Source organism: Rhodococcus sp. NCIMB 12038 (assembly GCF_002165735.1).
Lineage (GTDB): Bacteria > Actinomycetota > Actinomycetes > Mycobacteriales > Mycobacteriaceae > Rhodococcus_F.
Map to the genome: position 1 here is coordinate 21,421 of NZ_NHML01000039.1, position 17,143 is coordinate 38,563.

General features: G+C 62.5%; 16 protein-coding genes. 13 read left to right on the forward strand and 3 right to left on the reverse strand.

Annotated features, from left to right (window positions below; genetic code table 11):
* Window positions 1-76: 76 nt before the first annotated feature.
* Complete coding sequence (locus CA951_RS37555; RefSeq protein ID WP_087561693.1) at window positions 77-586, reverse strand: nuclear transport factor 2 family protein; 510 nt, start codon at window positions 584-586, stop codon at window positions 77-79.
* 376 nt (window positions 587-962) lie between these two features.
* Here CA951_RS37555 and CA951_RS37560 point away from each other — a divergent pair, with 376 nt between their 5' ends.
* Genes CA951_RS37560 through CA951_RS37570 form a run of 3 tightly spaced genes read left to right on the forward strand, consistent with a single transcriptional unit; the run spans window position 963 to window position 5,514 of the window.
* A complete protein-coding gene (locus CA951_RS37560) occupies window positions 963-1,787 on the forward strand; it encodes a mycofactocin-coupled SDR family oxidoreductase (RefSeq protein ID WP_087561694.1) in 825 nt (274 codons plus the stop codon).
* Entirely contained in the window at window positions 1,784-2,335 is a 552-nt protein-coding gene (locus CA951_RS37565; RefSeq protein ID WP_087561695.1) for a flavin reductase family protein, read from the forward strand. Before CA951_RS37560 ends, CA951_RS37565 begins: the two co-directional genes overlap by 4 nt.
* Window positions 2,332-5,514 (forward strand): carboxyl transferase domain-containing protein, encoded by a 3,183-nt coding sequence (locus CA951_RS37570; protein ID WP_087561696.1) that lies wholly within the window; start codon window positions 2,332-2,334, stop codon window positions 5,512-5,514. The genes CA951_RS37565 and CA951_RS37570 overlap by 4 nt, the downstream gene beginning before the upstream one ends.
* 76 nt (window positions 5,515-5,590) lie before the next feature.
* On the opposite strand, the gene CA951_RS37575 is transcribed toward CA951_RS37570, so the two are convergent.
* Window positions 5,591-7,552 (reverse strand): NAD(P)/FAD-dependent oxidoreductase, encoded by a 1,962-nt coding sequence (locus CA951_RS37575; RefSeq protein WP_256974241.1) that lies wholly within the window; start codon window positions 7,550-7,552, stop codon window positions 5,591-5,593.
* A 293-nt stretch (window positions 7,553-7,845) separates the two neighbouring features.
* Here CA951_RS37575 and CA951_RS37580 point away from each other — a divergent pair, with 293 nt between their 5' ends.
* The 5 genes from CA951_RS37580 (at window position 7,846) to CA951_RS37600 (ending at window position 13,325) form a co-directional block, all read left to right on the forward strand.
* Window positions 7,846-9,171 (forward strand): MFS transporter, encoded by a 1,326-nt coding sequence (locus tag CA951_RS37580; protein WP_087561697.1) that lies wholly within the window; start codon window positions 7,846-7,848, stop codon window positions 9,169-9,171.
* Between the two features lie 46 nt (window positions 9,172-9,217).
* Complete coding sequence (locus CA951_RS37585) at window positions 9,218-9,745, forward strand: nuclear transport factor 2 family protein (RefSeq protein WP_087561698.1); 528 nt, start codon at window positions 9,218-9,220, stop codon at window positions 9,743-9,745.
* Window positions 9,745-10,728, forward strand: a complete 984-nt coding sequence (locus tag CA951_RS37590; protein WP_087561699.1) for an NADPH:quinone oxidoreductase family protein — start codon at window positions 9,745-9,747, stop codon at window positions 10,726-10,728. Before CA951_RS37585 ends, CA951_RS37590 begins: the two co-directional genes overlap by 1 nt.
* Window positions 10,729-10,752: 24 nt before the next feature.
* A complete protein-coding gene (locus tag CA951_RS37595) occupies window positions 10,753-11,568 on the forward strand; it encodes an SDR family NAD(P)-dependent oxidoreductase (RefSeq protein ID WP_256974242.1) in 816 nt (271 codons plus the stop codon).
* A gap of 563 nt (window positions 11,569-12,131) precedes the next feature.
* On the forward strand, window positions 12,132-13,325 hold the full coding sequence (locus CA951_RS37600; RefSeq protein WP_179220453.1) for a flavin reductase: 1,194 nt from the start codon (window positions 12,132-12,134) through the stop codon (window positions 13,323-13,325).
* A gap of 410 nt (window positions 13,326-13,735) precedes the next feature.
* Here CA951_RS37600 and CA951_RS37605 read toward each other — a convergent pair whose 3' ends face one another.
* The gene (locus CA951_RS37605) at window positions 13,736-14,431 is read right to left on the reverse strand and encodes a TetR/AcrR family transcriptional regulator C-terminal domain-containing protein (protein WP_179220454.1); all 696 of its coding nucleotides are present in this window, start codon (window positions 14,429-14,431) and stop codon (window positions 13,736-13,738) included.
* 95 nt (window positions 14,432-14,526) lie between these two features.
* Between CA951_RS37605 and CA951_RS43865 the strand changes: the two genes are divergently transcribed.
* From CA951_RS43865 to CA951_RS45265, 5 genes are read left to right on the forward strand one after another with little or no spacing between them, the layout of a single operon-like run.
* Window positions 14,527-14,814, forward strand: coding sequence for a hypothetical protein (locus CA951_RS43865; RefSeq protein ID WP_218780555.1), 288 nt, complete (start codon window positions 14,527-14,529; stop codon window positions 14,812-14,814).
* Window positions 14,811-15,623 carry a hypothetical protein gene (locus CA951_RS37610; protein WP_218780556.1) on the forward strand — a complete coding sequence of 271 codons (813 nt, stop codon included), beginning with the start codon at window positions 14,811-14,813 and terminating at the stop codon, window positions 15,621-15,623. The genes CA951_RS43865 and CA951_RS37610 overlap by 4 nt, the downstream gene beginning before the upstream one ends.
* A 56-nt stretch (window positions 15,624-15,679) precedes the next feature.
* Window positions 15,680-15,988, forward strand: coding sequence for a hypothetical protein (locus tag CA951_RS37615; RefSeq protein WP_179220455.1), 309 nt, complete (start codon window positions 15,680-15,682; stop codon window positions 15,986-15,988).
* A complete protein-coding gene (locus CA951_RS43670) occupies window positions 15,985-16,104 on the forward strand; it encodes an NAD(P)H-binding protein (protein ID WP_179220456.1) in 120 nt (39 codons plus the stop codon). The genes CA951_RS37615 and CA951_RS43670 overlap by 4 nt, the downstream gene beginning before the upstream one ends.
* Window positions 16,105-16,124: 20 nt before the next feature.
* Window positions 16,125-16,997 carry an NAD(P)H-binding protein gene (locus CA951_RS45265; protein ID WP_373415058.1) on the forward strand — a complete coding sequence of 291 codons (873 nt, stop codon included), beginning with the start codon at window positions 16,125-16,127 and terminating at the stop codon, window positions 16,995-16,997.
* Window positions 16,998-17,143: the final 146 nt, after the last annotated feature.

Sequence of the window (17,143 nt, forward strand, 5' to 3'; positions counted from 1 at the left end):
TTCACGGAAGACGTTGGAATTTGTTGCGGGTGACTCCCGCAGTCGACTACGCCTCGGCTTCGACGCGCCGTAAGGGTCAGGCGTTGACGGGATAGTCGGACGCTGCGGCGTCGGCGCCCGGCCAGCGGACCGGCAACTCCGCCGTCAAGGACGATGCGACGTCGTCCCAGGGGCCCACGTGGACGGTGCGCATGTTGCGGGAAGCGAATCGCCAGCGGCCATCGACTCGAACGTACTCGTCTTCGTAGCGCACGGCGCCGAACACGGTCGTGCCGCCCGTCGCGATCTCGAGGTGGGCGCCGACGATACCCGTGGCGTGATCGTCGTCGACGAAATCGACGAGTACATAGTTGGGCGTGTGGATCGTGGTACCGAATGCCGTGCGCGCTTGCCGGATCATGTCGGAGATCCCGTTTCCGCCGGTTGCACCGGGGAAACCTCCAGCGGAGAAGGTGCCCTCGGGCGCGAAGGCGTCGGCGATGGCGTCGAAGTCGTCGAAGTCTGACGCCAAGAAGTATCGAACCGCCAGGTCGTGAAGCTCGGCTCGGTCTTCGAGCCGTCGCACCCTGGCCTCGATGTCGGTCATGTCTACTCCCTCGGGGCGAGCTCGTTGTGCGCATCCGTTGTCGTCGGTACGCGCCGCGATCAACGTCAGCGTAGATCGTACGTCCGATCATTGTGCGCCGTGCCACAGATGTCAACCTCTAACGTCGTGCACACAGTCCCGAAATCTACGCGTCTGTGGATTCAATCAACGACAAAGTTGACAGAATGGGCCCGTGAAGGCACGCTTTCGAGAGAGCGATGCACGTCACAGTTCGGTGTGGTAGCGACACGACGAGCTGTGGCGCAGGTTGACGGCTGTCCGCCGTGGGCGGAGTCGTGAGAAGCACAGAATTTCGGGCTGGGCGCCATGTCTCTTCGATGCCCAGCCGGGGTCCACTTCGAGAAAGAGATTTCCTATGAGCGGCACGCTAGAAGGCAAGGTTGCATTCATCACCGGTGCGGCCCGCGGGCAGGGGCGCAGCCACGCCATACGCCTCGCGGAGGACGGCGCCGACATCATCGCCGTCGATATCTGCCGCTCGATCGAGACTGTGCCGTACTCACTGGGGACGGAGGATGATCTTGCCGAGACAGTCGCGCTTGTGGAGAAACTTGATCGCCGAATCGTTGCCCGAACAGCTGACGTGCGCGACAAGAAAGCGTTGTCGGCCGCACTCGAGGCCGGCGCCACTGAACTCGGCGGGGTCGACATCGTCGTGGCCAACGCAGGCATCGCGCCGCAGCAAGCGCACGAACGAGATCGCGATGCAGTCTTCGCCGATGTGATTGGCGTCAACCTGGTCGGCGTGTTCAATACCGTCGAGGTCGCACGGGAGCGCATGATCGCGCAGGGACGCGGTGGGTCGATCGTGATGACGAGTTCGACGGCCGGAATCAAGGCTGTGGGGGGAAGCTCCGGCGCGGGAATCGGCTACACCGCGAGCAAGCACGGGGTAGTCGGTCTGATGCGCCAGTACGCCGTGCTGCTGGCCGAGCACAACATTCGTGTCAACTCGGTGCACCCGACCGGGGTCAGTACACCGATGGTGGTGGGAAACACTGCTCTGGCGGAGGCGTTGGCCGATCCGACCAATATGGGTAACTCGATCAGCAACTTGCTACCGATTGACATCCTCGAACCCGAGGAGATCAGCAATGCTGTGGCCTGGCTCGTTTCCGATGAGTCCAGGTACGTAACGGGCGTGATGCTGCCCGTCGACGCAGGGTTGACGATCAAATGATCGGCACCCAGAACCCGGAAGTCGTCGAGGGATCGTTGGTAGTCGACGACGATCGGGTGATCGACCCACGACTGTTCCGCAACATATTGGGTCATTTCCCCACAGGGGTAGTCGCGGTAACTGCAATAGGCGCCGACGGTCGGCCGGTCGGCATGGCGGTAGGATCATTCACTTCCGTCTCGCTGGAACCGCCCCTGGTGGCCTTCCTTCCCGACAAGTCGTCGACGACCTTTCCCAAGATTCTTGCGGCGCAGAGGTTCTGCGCGAACGTGCTCGGGGACGATCAACAGCACGTGTGCCGAAGTTTGTCCCGAAAAGGCGACGACAAGTTCGCAGATGTCGATTGGACGCCCACACCGTCGGGAACGCCTCGTATTCTGGGTTCCTTGGCGTGGATCGACTGCGAGATCGACGCCGTGCACCACGCCGGCGACCACTACATCGTTGTGGGACGGGTCCATCATCTCGAACTCGACACCCCCGAGTCTCCCCTGATCTTCTTCCAAGGCGGCTACGGCGGCTTCGCCGCCACCGACACCGCCACATGACGGGGTTGCTGATCGCCAATCGCGGCGAGGTTGCGCTCCGAATCATGCGCACTGCGGCCGCACGAGGTCTGCGCACCGTCGCCGTGTACAGCGAGGACGAGCCTGATTCTCCGCACGTGACGCATGCGGACGAGTCGATTCCACTCGCGGGGTTCGGACCGTCGGCGTACCTGGACGTGGCCAACATCTGCGAAGCGGCGTCCTCGGCCCGGACTACTATCGTGCACCCCGGGTACGGGTTCCTCAGCGAAAGTGCGGAGCTGGCCGAAGCATGCGCCGCGGCCGGGCTGACGTTCGTGGGCCCGGACGGTCCGACCCTGCGTCTGCTCGGGGACAAGTCCACCACCCGAGCGCTGGCCACCCGATGCTCTGTTCCGGTCCTGCCCGCCACACCTGGTCCGACGACCAAGACAGCGGCTCGCGACTTCGCCGAGTCGCTCGGAACGACCGCGGTCATAGTCAAGGCCGCCGCCGGTGGCGGCGGGCGCGGCATGCGCATAGTCGACGATCTCGAGGAACTCGATCAAGCCATCGACAGGTGCCGTTCCGAAGCCGAACGTAGCTTCGGCAACCCCGATGTCTACGTCGAGGCATACCTCCCCCGTGCCCGCCATATCGAAGTTCAGGTGGCCGGAGACGGTGGCAAACTCCCCATGCACCTGTTCGACCGCGACTGCACTGGACAGCGTCGCCATCAGAAGATGGTCGAGATCGCGCCGGCGCCGTTCTTGCCCGACACAACGCGTGAGGCATTGTTCACCGCCGCGTTGTCACTCGCCTCCGCAGTATCACTGCGAGGCTTGGCGACGTTCGAATTCCTAGTGGACGCCGACAACCTCGACCAGTGGTATTTCATCGAGGCCAACCCCCGGTTGCAAGTCGAACACGGTATCACCGAGCAGATTACCGGCCTGGACCTGGTAAGTCTCCAGATCGACCTTGCGCAACACCGGGCTCTCCCGGACCTGAACCTCTCCCCCGATGCCCTCGGTACTCCCCTCGGTGTCGCCATCGAGGCCAGGATCACCGGAGGACCCAAACCGGACGGTTCGGACCTACTCAATGATGTGCGGTTTCCTACCGGACAGCACCTTCGAGTCGAGTCCCACATGCAGACCGGAATGCGAGTCGGCACCGGTTACGATCCCTTGCTCGCAAAGGTGATAGTTCACCGGGAGGATGGTGACTTCGCTACTGCCGCTGCAGAGTTGAATTCATCCCTCGATGAGGTTCGTCTCGATGACCTCGACACCGACATCGCCACACTCCAATGGTTCCTCGGCAGCGACGCGTTTCGCTGCGGTCGAACCACGACTCGGACGATCGACGATCACCTGGTGAAGGCGGCACCGGCGAGCGAGGCGGTGTCGGATGAGGCATCGATCGACGTTCGGACTCCACTGACCGGGACCGTCGTCGCGCTGTCTGTGAAAGCAGGTTCCACCGTCGAGCGCGGCGACGTCCTGGTCACCGTCGAAGCGATGAAGATGGAAACCGACGTACGCTCTCCGGTGACCGGTTCCGTCATCGCAGTCGACGTGGAGATCGGGCAGTCGATCTCGGCCCGAACACTGCTTGCCGTCATTGAACCGGACAGGCATCAGCCCGAGGAAGCGGCTGCGATCGACCGGATCGACCTCACCGCCACGCGATCCGACCTCGACGACATCTTGGCTCGACACCGACGAACCCTCGACGAAGCCCGCGCGGGCGCCGTCGAACGTCGCCATGAGCGAGGCAAGCGCACCGCGAGGGAGAACCTGCAGGACCTGTTCGATCCCGAACCGTTCCACGAGTACGGATCACTCGTAGTCGCAGCACAGCGCCGCCGTAGATCACTTGCTGAACTCGAAGGCTCCACACCTGCAGACGGTCTCGTCTCCGGCTTCGGAACTGTCGACGGTCATCCGACTGCAGCATTGGCCTACGACTACACCGTGCTGGCGGGGACGCAAGGCCTCCAGAGCCACAAGAAGGCCGAGCGGATGTTCGACCTCGCCGGCAGGCGAGGAACCCCCGTCGTCGTGTTCGCCGAGGGTGGCGGCGGCAGGCCGGGCGACACTGACGACATGTCTCGCGCAACACGGATGGATCTGGGAACGTTCGTTGCACTCGGCCGCCTCAATGGGGTAGTGCCGACAGTCGGGATCGCGTCAGGACGATGCTTTGCAGGCAACGCGGCCCTGGTCGGAGCCTGCGACGTCGTCATCGCCACGCAAGACTCGACAATCGGCCTCGGCGGTCCGGCGATGATCGAGGGGGGTGGTCTCGGGTCCTTCGCAGCAGACGAGATCGGGCCCGTCTCAGTTCAGGGCCCCAATGGTGTCATCGACGTGCTCGTCGATGACGAGGCCGAAGCAGTAGCCGTCGCACGACGATACTTGGGCTATTTCCGTGGGTCTACGACAACGTGGAGCGCACCCGATCAGCGGCAGCTGCGGCACGCCGTACCCGAACGTCGCAGCCGCCCCTTCGATATGCGCACCGTCGTCGACACGATCGCAGACGAAGACTCGGTTCTGGAGCTTCGCCGCGAATTCGCATCGGGAATCATCACCGCGCTGGTACGGATCGAAGGCCGGCCCACTGGCGTGGTTGCCAACGACGGAAGCCGTGCCGGTGGGACTATCGGGAGCGCCGAAGCCGACAAGATGGCGCGCTTCCTGCAGCTTTGCGAGGCCTACGCGATACCGATCGTGTCGCTCTGCGACACGGCGGGCTTCCTGGTCGGACCCGACGCGGAACACACGGCATCGGTTCGGCACGTCAGCCGCCTGTTCGTCATCGCACCATCCCTCACGGTGCCGTTCTGCACCGTGATCGTGCGTAAGGCGTACGGACTCGGAGGCCAGGCGATGGCCGGCGGCAGTTTTCGTGTTCCCGACGCAATCGTCGCATGGCCGACCGGCGAACTCGGTGCGATGGGCCCGGAAGGTGCCGTGAAGCTCGGTTTCCGCCGTGAGCTCGAGGCCATCGAGGACGACGACGAACGGGACCAAGCCTATCGAGCTCACCTCGAGCAGTACGAACAGCAGGGTAAGGCGATCAATGCTGCGTCGGTGTTCGAGATCGATGACGTCATCGATCCGATAACGACGAGATCTTGGATCGTCTCGGTGATCAGCACGCCACGACCGGACCGCCCGTCCAGCGTGCGGCGGCGAATCGATACCTGGTAGCCGCGCGTTAGGTCCTTCCACCGACGAATAATGCCCCGGCGCCGTGTGCGGCGCCGGGGCATTATTCGTCGGTGGATCAGCGTGCGGTGTAGTTCTCGAGGTCGGGGCGCTGGGTCATCTGCCAGTATTCGACATTCAAGAACGGCATGACGAACACCACCCTCCCATGTGAGTTTCGGTAGTAGGTCGACATTCCGCGGTGGGTCCAGACCGTACGAGCATGCGTCGAGTCGACGAGCTCGTTGTACTCACGGTTCGCCTCCGGTGTCGCGTCGAGGGCTTTGATTCCGTTGCGGAACATCTCGGTGAGAAGGCCTCGGATGTACCGCATCTGGACCTCCATGAAGAACATGAAGCTACCGCTGCCGGGGAACGAGTTCGGCCCGCCCAGCATGAAGAAGTTTGGAAATTCGGGTACGGACACCCCCAGATATGCCTTGGGGTCGTCGTCGTTCCAGGCCTCGCGGAGCGAGAGTCCGCCGACTCCGCGCACATCCATCGAACTGATGAACCGTGCGGCCTCGAACCCGGTAGCCCACACGATCACATCGACGTCGGTTTCCGTGCCCTGATCGTCGACCAATCCCTCTGCCCGCACACCCGCGACAGATCTGTCGATCAAGTCGACGTTGTCCTTGCGCAACGTCGAGTACCACCCGTTATCGAGCAGAATACGCTTTCCGAACGGAGGGTAGTCCGGCATGACCTTGTCGAGCAGGTCTTCCCGGTCACCGACCTGCGCGGTGATGTACCGGGTGAAGTACTCCCGGTGCGCGTCGTTGCGGGCGTTCACCGAACGCTCGGGGTGATCCCATTCCGGATCGACTCGCAACGATTCGATGACCTTGTCACCGAACTGCCAGAACAGTCGAATCCAGTACCAGCTGTGATAGATCGGGCACGTCTGCATGAGCCGCCGCAGCTCCATGGGGATAGGCATCCGGAACTTCTCGAACGGAGCCACCCACTGGGGCGAACGCTGGAAGATCGTCAACTGCTCTACCTGATCGGCAATCGCCGGGGCAATCTGCATCGAGCTCGCACCCGTACCGACGATCGCGACGCGCTTGCCGTCGAGTTCGAGGTTCTCCGGCCAGTCAGCCGAATGGAAGCTGATTCCCTCGAACTGGTCCATGCCGGGAAGGGTGGGCATCTTCGGTCGATTCAACACGCCCACGGCGCTGATCACCACGTCGGACCGCAAGGTCGAGTAAGAACCGTCCGGGTTTCGCACCTCGACCGTCCACTGAGCTGCAGATTCGTCATAGGTCGCCGAACGCACCTCGGTTCCGTACCGAACACGTTCTCCCGCGCCGAGGTCCTTCAGGACCCGGGCAAAGTAGCCCTGCAGCTCGTTGCGGAGCTCGAAATGCGTAGTCCAGTCATTCTTGGCGAACGAGAAAGAGTACAGATGGCTGGGCGTATCGACACCGGCACCTGGATAAGTGTTCTGCCACCAGTTCCCGCCGGCCTCGGGCTGCTTCTCCAGGATGACGTAGTTCAGCCCCATCTCTTCGAGCTGCTGAGCGGCGGCGATGCCGGCGACGCCCGTGCCGATGACGATGACCGAGAAGCCCTCGGGGGCCTCGATCGGATCGAGGGCAAGATGCGCCGACTCCGGCGCCGCCCGACGAGCCAGCTCGAGCGAGAGCATCGGTCCGTACTCCGCACCGACGGGTTCACCCATGCACACGCTCATCATGCGTACGGTGAGCTCGGGGGACGGTGCCTCGATGGCCGGTTGGGCGCCGTTCTGCAGGTCGAGTATGGCGGAGACAGCAGCTTCGCGAATCTCGTTTTGCACCGCCTCGTCGAGACCACCGGAGTCGTGATCGCCGAGCCCCTTTCCTCGCGTGGGTCGATACGGTGCCTCGAGCCACTTCTCGTCCCCAGTGGTTTGGAATACGACCATCAGCAGCGAGGGAATGTTTGCGCGCCCAATCGCCGTTCGGACCTCGGCTTCGGTCAGCCTGTCGGGATTGAAGCCCACCTCGGTTGCATCATCCGGGCCCGTGAACTCACCTTGCACTGTCTTCATTCGAGTACCTCTCGTGTCGATGTGGCTACCGGAGGCAAGCGCTCCTCGCCCAGATCACTCTCACTCTTCAACGCGCGCGTTGACGAGTCGCTCCCTTATCGTGGCAGGGGGCACCTGAATTTGTCAACGTCGAAGTTGATTTTTGCCGCCCCATCCACGTATGCGTTGACATTCCGAACCGACGAAGGCAACATTCACGTTGACGTTGATGTGGCTCGAGTCACAGCAACCAGTCTTCCCTGCTGCATCCACCTCGCCCGATGGGTGGAGCACATCCTGAAACGGACGAATCCATGTCGAACACCACGAGTTCAACCCCAGGTACCGAACTGGTGCTGGATGTCAACAAGTCAAGAAAAGCGCTGGTAGCAGGCTCTCTCGGAAATCTCGTCGAATGGTACGAGTTTGCCATCTACGCTTATATGGCTCCGATCATCGCACCGTTGTTCTTTCCCTCCGAGAATCCGACGGCCTCCATTCTCTCGACATTCCTGCTCTTCGCTCTGGCGTTCTTCCTTCGCCCCATCGGTGCACTCATCTTCGGGCGGATGACCGACCGCATCGGACGCAAGCCAGTTTTGGCGCTCATCATTGCCCTGATGTCCGTTGCGACGACCTGCATCGGCCTCCTGCCAACGCACGAAGCAATCGGGGTGCTCGCACCGTTGCTTCTGACGCTGTGCCAAATCGCTCAAGGTATCTCGGCGGGTGGCGAAATGGGTGGTGCAGTATCACTGATGGTCGAATCCGCGCCTGCGAACAAGCGCGGCGTGTACGGATCCTGGTCTTTCGTGGGAACGACACTGGGCTTCGTCCTCGGTGGCGGAGTTGCCACATTGCTCGCAGTCCTCCTCTCGGAGGACGCAATGGCTTCCTGGGGGTGGCGAATCGGATTTCTGCTGGCCGCCCCCATGGGCATCGTTGTGTTGTACCTGAGATTGAAGGTCGACGAGACACCGCACTTCAAGCAGGTCAAAGTCGAGGCCGAGACCGGGGAACTCCCCTCACCCGAAATTGCAGGACGCCGTCCGCTGACATACCTGCTGACCACCCTGGGCGTAGTGGTGGTCTACAACGCAGTCGGAAACACGTTCATGGTCGGCATGCCCACCTTTCTGTCCACCAGCTACGACATGTCGTTCGAGCGCTCGTACTTCCTGGCGCTGGTGACTGGACTGATTGCGGGGCTGACGATGCCTCTGTTCGGCGCCGTGTCCGACCGAATCGGTCGACGACCTGTCCTGCTGTTCGGCTCCATTGCCGTGGTTGTGCTGTCCTACCCGCTGTACTACATGCTGAAGCTGGGATTCGGTGGAGGCCTGGTGGCGCTCATCATCGCGGGAATTCTGATCGGCGTCGTCGGAGGACCCATGCCGGCCTTCTTGTCCGAGCGCTTCCGCACTCGCAATCGGGCAACCGGGGTCTCGGTGACCTACGCACTGTCCGTGGCGATCTTCGGCGGTACTGCACCGTACATCATCACATGGTTGGCCTCTGCGACTGGCGACCCCCTCTCGGCCGCCTACTACACCCTCGGTTGCGCAGCCATCAGTGCCGTTGCCTTGCTGACCATTCGAGGAACGCAGCGAAATCAGCACCGTGAAGAACTTGAGCTGTGACGCGTTCGTCGATCGAACTCGCCCAACGATTGCAGACAGGCTGGACATGAACGAGGACCTGAACAACCTGCTGGACAAGCAGGCCATCACAGAGGTCATCCATCGGTACTGCCGCGGAGTCGATCGGTGTGACGTCGAGATCCTCAAATCGGTGTACCACTCGGACTCCTACGACGATCACGGCTATTGGAAAGGAAACGGGCAGGAGTTCGCCACCTTCGTGGCCGGTCGACTTGCGGAGGCGAACTCGGCGACCACCCACTCGGTCACCAACACACTCATCGACCTACTCGACGACGAGACTGCACACGCCGAGAGCCAGGTCATGGTGACACTGATCCGAAAAGGGGACGGGCCACAGACCGTAGACCTGATGGGCGCACGCTACCTGGACGTGTTCACCCGCAAACAAGACCTCTGGCGGATCGCTGAGAGAACAGTAGTGCTGGACTGGCACAAGTGCGAACAGTGGGGAGCGTCCAATCCACCCATGGCGCTCGACGGATTCAAACGGGGAGCCCGCACCAACGACCCCCTCTACAGCCTTCTCGGCTGGACAGAATCGAGCCGATAGTGCGAGCGGTACTGTGCACATCACACGGCTCTCCAGAAAGCCTCGAGATCGAAGACGTGCCCCGGCCCTGCCTCGGTGACAAGGACATTCGCATAGATGTCCGCGCGGCAAGCGTCAACTTTCCCGACACCTTGATCGTCGAGGGCAAGTACCAGGTACAGCCGGAGCTACCCTTCACTCCGGGATTCGAAGTCGCCGGAGTCGTATCAGAGGTCGGCTCTGGCGTAACCGAATACGAGATCGGACAGAAAGTGATGGCCCTGCTCGGCGCGGGCTACGGCGGATTCGCTGAAGAGGCCGTTACCGACCAGCACACCGCCGAGTTGATCCCCGAAGGAATGGACTACACGACTGCAACGGCGTTCTACTCCTGCTATGGGACAAGTTTCCATGCTCTCGTTCAGCGAGGCCAGCTACGTGCAGGCGAAACTCTGCTCGTACTCGGTGCCGCAGGCGGGATCGGCCTGGCGTCAATCGAGATCGGAAAGGCACTTGGAGCTCATGTCATTGCGGCAGCCGGCAGCCCGGAAAAGCTCGCGATGGCGAAAGCGCACGGCGCGGACGAACTGATCGACTACCGCAAGCAGGATCTACGAGGCGCAATCCGTAACGCGACACGCGGGAAAGGCGTCGATGTCTGCGTCGACGCCGTCGGCGGGGACGCCTTTCACGCAGCTTCTCGTGAGATGGCGCAAGGGGGGCGACTTCTGGTTGTGGGATTTGCAAGTGGATCGATCCCAAGTGTCGCGGTCAACCTTCTACTCTTGAAGGGCTACTCCGTAGTCGGTGTCTACTGGAACACCTTCGTTCAGTCGAATACCGAAGAGAAGGCGCGCAACTCGAGAGAACTCGCGCGCCTTTTCGCCGCAGGCAAACTGCAGCCACTGGTGTCGAACACGTTCCCCATGCAGGCTGTCGCCGAAGCGTTGAAGGCCATCCACACCCGAGAGGTGATCGGCAAGCTCGTCCTCACCGTTCCCTGACCACACCGCACATACAGATCAGCGATGTTCGCGCTCACACCACAAAGTCGAAGGAAGCAACGGATGTTACTCGAAGGCAAACGAATTCTGGTCACCGGCGGCGCCCAAGGCATCGGTGCTGCAATAGTCAAGGCCTACGTATCAGAAGGCGCAAAGGTCTACTCTTTCGACCTGAACGAAGAGGACGGATTGACAATTGCGAGTGAAGCCACAGAAACGGGCCCTGGATCCGCCACCTTCAATAAACTAGACATTACGGACGGAACCGCAACAGACTCACTCTTCCGAAACGCGGCACAAGATCTAGGAGGTGTCGACGTCCTCGTCAACATCGCAGGTCTCCAGCGATCCGCGATGGCCGAGGACATCACCGACGAGCTGTTCGACAGTATCTACCGCGTCAACGTGCTCGGCACAATCCACACGAATCAATCAGCATTCCGGATCATGAAGGATGCGGGTACCGGCGCCATCATCAATTTCGGATCCATGTCCGGTTTCACCGGCGAGCTCTCCAACTCGACGTACGGCTCATCGAAAGGCGCCGTACACACGTGGACCCGGACCGTTGCACGAGAATGGGGGCCGTCGGGAATTCGAGTCAATGCCGTTCTCCCCTATGTAAATACACCAATGTTCGACAAATACACCAGCTCGCTCGGAGCGGATGAGCTGGCGGAATACCAAGAACAGCTACGCAAAGATATCCCCCTCGGAGGAACATTCGGCGATGCAGAGCGAGACCTTGCGCCGGTGTTGGTTTTCCTAGCAAGCGATGCTTCGCACTTCATCACAGGCCAGCTCCTACCTGTGGACGGCGGCTTCGCTGCCGTTCGCTGACCAACGGTGGGCTCACGTTGAGGCGAGCGATGCCGCGGTCGCAGTAGCCCTGGTCGAGTCGCGCTCGATCACGTCCGGGATCGAGCGCGACATCGGGCCGCGGCAGCGCCAGGGTCTTGCCTGGTCCGGATCGCTGCCGCAAGGTCGGCGAACGGATTATCCGGACTCCGCCGAACTACCGAGCGGTCCATCGACAATTGACACCTATATAGACGCCTTGGACGTTCAACCCCGGCTCACCACATCCCCCAATGCGGACATTCTCAGCACTTCACAAGGCATCCGCCCACGTTGAGAACGACGCCTCCATTGTCAACGCACTTGTAGATTCAATTCAACATTAGAGTTGACGCGTCTCGTGATCGGTGCGACCATCTCTTGAGAGCGACGCACGTCACATGCGCGACCGCGATGTAGACATATGCAGTTCCACCTCAGGCGGATCGTGGCGGTCGGGCGGCGCTCGGAACTCGGTGGAGGCAACGCATAAACGGCCCGAGCCGTACCAGCGTTCACCGAGAACGAACAGGCACCTGCGCCCTGACGCCGAGAAGGATGACCCGATGACACTCACCGAGACAAGCACAGTGATCGACCCGGGGCATTTTCGCACCGTTCTCGGCCACTTCCCGACCGGCGTCGTGGCGATTACCTCGACCGATTCGGCAGGACTACCGGTCGGCATGGCCGTCGGCTCCTTCGCGTCGGTCTCGCTCGATCCAGCGCTGGTCGCCTTCCTTCCGGACAAGAGCTCCAGTACCTTCCCAAAGATCCGCGAAAGCGGCCGTTTCTGCGTGAACGTGCTCGGCGCCGGCCAGCAGGACATCTGCCGAAGTCTCGCACTGAAGGGTTCTGACAAGTTCGCGTCGATCGACTGGACACCGACACAGCACGGCAATCCGCGTATCCACGACTCCATCGCGTGGATCGACTGCGTAATCGATACCATCCACGAGGCCGGTGACCACTTCCTGGTCATAGGTCGTGTCGCATCACTCGAGGTCGATGATGCCACCTCACCGCTCATCTTCTTCCAGGGCGGCTACGGCTGTTTCTCGTCGACGTCTCTCACCGCCCCCGGAGAAGCTGACCTACTACGCCCCCTCAGCATCGTCGATCAGGCACGTCCCGAGATGGAAGCCGTCGCCCGCGAGCTGGGTGTCGAATGCTGTGCCTCCGTTGCGATCAGGGACCAATTGGTCCTCGTAGGGAGCAGCATGGCAAGCACTCTCCCGACGTCCCCACATATCCGCCTCGGTCAACGGATGCCCTTCGTACCGCCGCTCGCACTACCACTGGTTGCGTGGGCCGAAGGACGCGAATTCGACAAGTGGATCGGACGCGGCGGACAGTCCCTCGATCGGGACCTACTCATGCAAGCAACCTCCCGCGTCCGTAACCGTGGCTGGTCGCTCGTGCTTCGCAGCGAGGCTCAGGTTCAATTCGAAGGGGCTGTTGCCCGGCTTCCGCTGACCGGCGCTACGGGCGATCTGGCAGGGGACGTCACCGCAGCCGCCCGCGCGCTCAGCCTCGAAGGATATGAACCGGCCGAGATCGACCCCAATGCCACATACGATGTCCGAATCATCAGTGCACCGATATTCGGTGCAGACGCTCAGCCGGAACTCCTACTGAGTCTCTATCAGCTTCCCAGTCAATTGTCCGGCGCGGAGGTCGAACGGTATCGAGATCGTTTGCTTACCGCAGCTGACACTGTCACCGCGAAGCTTGGCGGAAGTAAGCCCCCCACAGCGTGATTCGATTCCTCCGAGAACTCGGCGGCGCCGCCGGACCGCCTGGGCCAGCGTCCGCGGAGGCTGGCCCCAGATTCCCTCCCGCGAAACTCACCCAGATGTGGGGTTGATTCCGATACGATCGCGATCCCCCCGCACCCACTACGCCATCGCACATCTCCTGCGCAACCGAAGGCCACTTCCACTTGGAGTGGCACCGCCGATCGAACTATAGCTTCTGCTGCTGGTTGTTGTCGGCCTGCGGCTTCCAGGATTTTCCGCGCCACTTGTCCCCAATTTTCCGGGGTACGGTGTCCTTCTCTGCAGCTCCAATCGGCACTGATATTAGAATGATCAGCGGCCCACGTCGGCATGACGATCACCGGCGCTGCGCTGACTCCCCACACCAATTCTCCGACTGGGGAACAACTTGGTCAGCGTCTCCGTTCCGTGCACACTCGATGCTCGAAAGCATCGGCGAGGAGTCTGAGCCCGAATTCGAACTCCTGCTCGTGGTCGCACGTGGCGAGGTACGTTGCGGCCGCGTTCACACAGGGCAGTTCGACGCTTTCGAGTGCCTGCTGCCGCGCCGTCGCCTCGGCCGGATCGCTCTGGGCGAAGGTCAACGCGGTTTCCACCTCGCGCAGCAACGCGCCTGTGATGAACGCCAGCAACGTGCGTAGCCCGTGAACGGCAAACTCGGATGAGGCGCCTGCCCGGATGAACGTGGCGAGCGCCGCCTCGAGGGGCGCGAGGGTCATCAGTGATTCGACGGGACGGGTCAGCACGAGCCGGGCGGCGCGCGGCTGCCCGGCCAGAGCGGCGTCCCGGAACGCCCACGCGATCGCGGTGATGTCCTCCCAGAGGCTGCCGAGAGGTTCCGGAACCACCATCCGGGACAGGATGAGCCCGGCGATTCCGTCGAGCAGAGCGTCCTTGTTCGCGACGTGGTTGTACAGGCTCTTGGGGTCGACCCCAAGTCGACGTGCGACGGTGCGCATGCTCAGCGTCTCGACGCCGTCGTCGTCGATGACGGACATCGCCGCCTCCAGGATCGCGTCGCGGGACAGCAGGGACTGTCCGGCGGGCGGGCGGCCACGGCGCGTGCTCGTCTGTACCGCGTCTGTCATGACGTCCATCCTCGCACGTCTCGACACGGTAATCCACGCCGTGGATTAATGGCTAAATCCACAGTGTGGTTTTAGTCCGCGAGAAGGGACCCGTCATGGTGTTGCGGTGGACGGCCGAGGATCTGTCCGACCTGAGCAGTGTCGGAAACGGCATCGACGTGCTCGAACGCGAGTGCACGGGAGGACCGGGTGACCGGCTGCGCGCCGCACGGTCGGCCGGTGCAGACTTCCGCCGGGAGTTCGCCGCGACCGGGATGCCACAGCGGATCGACACGTGCGACCTCGTCACCCTGCCGTACCCAACGCGATTCGGACTGTTCCGGGCATCGCGGGCCATCGCGCCGTTCCTCTCCATCACCAACCGGATGCTGGTGATCCGGTGACCGACGTCGACGGCAGGCAGCGGGTGCTGCTCTTCGAACCCAGCGATGTCGGACTCGGGCGTAACACCCCGTATTTCGCCGAGCTCGCTCGCCGCACACCGGCGCCCATCATCAAGCGAATGGTCATCGAGCACGGCAGCGTGCTGGGCCACCTGGCGGGCCTGGGTATCGCGCCGGCCGATGTGGACTACCTCGTCTTCGACCACCTGCACACGCAGGACCTGCGCCGCTGGGTCGGGACGACGGCCTACCAACCGGACTTGGGTGAGCAGCCGACCGCGATGTTCCCGAACGCGAAGGTGATCGTCCAGCGGGACGAGCTGATCGGGATGTCGGACCTTCATCCGCTGCAAACCCCGTGGTATCAACCCCAGACGTATCGCGACATCCCCGTCGAGGTGTTTGCACCGATCGACGGTTCCGTCCTTCTCGGGCCCGGTATCGCCGTGATCCAGACACCCGGGCACGTGTTCGGCAACCAGAGCCTGGTGCTCAACACCTCGACCGGAATCTGGGTGAGCAGTGAAAATGTCATTGCCGCCGAATGCCTCACCCCGGAATACTCCACGCTGCCCGGCCTGGCCCGATGGTCGTCCTCCTGGCAACAGGAAGTCGTGCTCAATGCGAACACGATCGAAACCACTGCCGACCAATACAATTCGGTCGTTCTCGAGAAGACGATCGCCGACCGCAGCCAGACCGACTCACGGTTCCTGCAGTTCTTCCCGTCCAGCGAGCTGACGCCGATGTGGACCAACCCGGGCACCCGGCCCACCTTCAGCCACCACGCCATCACCCACCAGTCCTGAGCGCCGCACCTGAGGAGACCGCCCAGGAACTCACCGACATCGCCCCCGACATCGTCATGATCGATCTGCCCGGCCACAGCCGCGGCCACGTCGCCGTCGCGGTCGACGCGGGCGAGACGTGGATCCTGCACGTCGGCGACTCCTTCTACCACCACAGCCAGATCGACGGCACCACCAAGGCACCCAAAGGGCTCCTCGCAATGGAACGCCTCATCGCCCACGACTGGGCCAAGGTCCAAGCCAACCATCAGCGGCTCACCGAACTGAGGGCCGCCGCCGAACCAGACCTGCTACTCGTCAACGCCCACGACCCGTTCCTGCTGCGCGAAGCCCAGCAACGCAACCGAAAGAACCCTTCCCGATGAAACTCGCACTGATCGGTGCCACCGGTGGCACCGGACGCCAGATCATCAACCACGCAATCGACCGCGGCCACCACGTCATGGCCTACTGCCGCCGCCCCGCCGCCCCGCCGCCCTGACCCCACGACCCGGACTCACCATTGTCGGCGGCCACCTCGACGACCACGACGCCCTCGTCTCGGCGCTGTCCGGCACCGACGCCGTTCTGTGTGCGCTCGGCCCCGAAAGCGGACTCGCCGGCACGTTCGGCGTCACCGTGATGCAGGACAACCTGCCGCTCATCACCACCGCCATGTGCGACGCCCACGTCGACAGGCTGATACTGCTGTCAGCATACGGTGTCGGCAACTCCGCGCGAACCGCCTCACCCCTGGCTCGGCTCGCCTACAAAACCGTGGTCGCCTCCGCATACCGAGACAAACAAATCTCCGAAACCGCACTACCGAAAACCGAACTCGAAGTCACCCGCGTACTTCCGGTCATCCTCGACGACGGTCCGCTCAACCCACACGCCACCGTCCGACCCATGGCGGCAGTCACGAAGGTGTCAGGCCTGCCCAAGATCTCCCGCGCCACCGTCGCCGCAGCCATGCTCGACGCCGCCGAAGACAACAACACAAGCGGAAAGCAACTCCTCGTCTCCGCCCCGGCACCACGTCAGGCTGAGCAAACGGAACCGTCCGTGTACACCCACGACCGTCCCACCGACCATTTGCTGTCGATCCAGGACGTGCACGCCTGGCCTGGGGCGAACCGGCAGCACTACTTACACCCCGGCGCCCCCACGAACCACTCCCCTCGGCTACTCACATTGCGCGGGTCGTTGTTACGTCGATGCAACCGCCACACGGTTGACCTGGGTCTCAACCGCGCATGGGACGTGAATGGCGGGACCGATGTCGTATCCATTCGACTCGCTTGCCGTCCCGGATTTCCGGACACATTCGTATCCACTGCCGGTTGTATCCCGACATCCTGGCAACGTTCCCGCCCTCGACTCGGTCGCGCATAGTCTCCGGCCAACTGCCGAGGACTTGTTCGGACACTCCAGTCCGGCGCCTCGACACTTCCCCGCGCCCCATTCTCGCACCCGATAGCGCATAACCCGAGAGGCACACGATGAGTCGCACAACCGCCGTGGTTGGCGGCTTCCGGCGA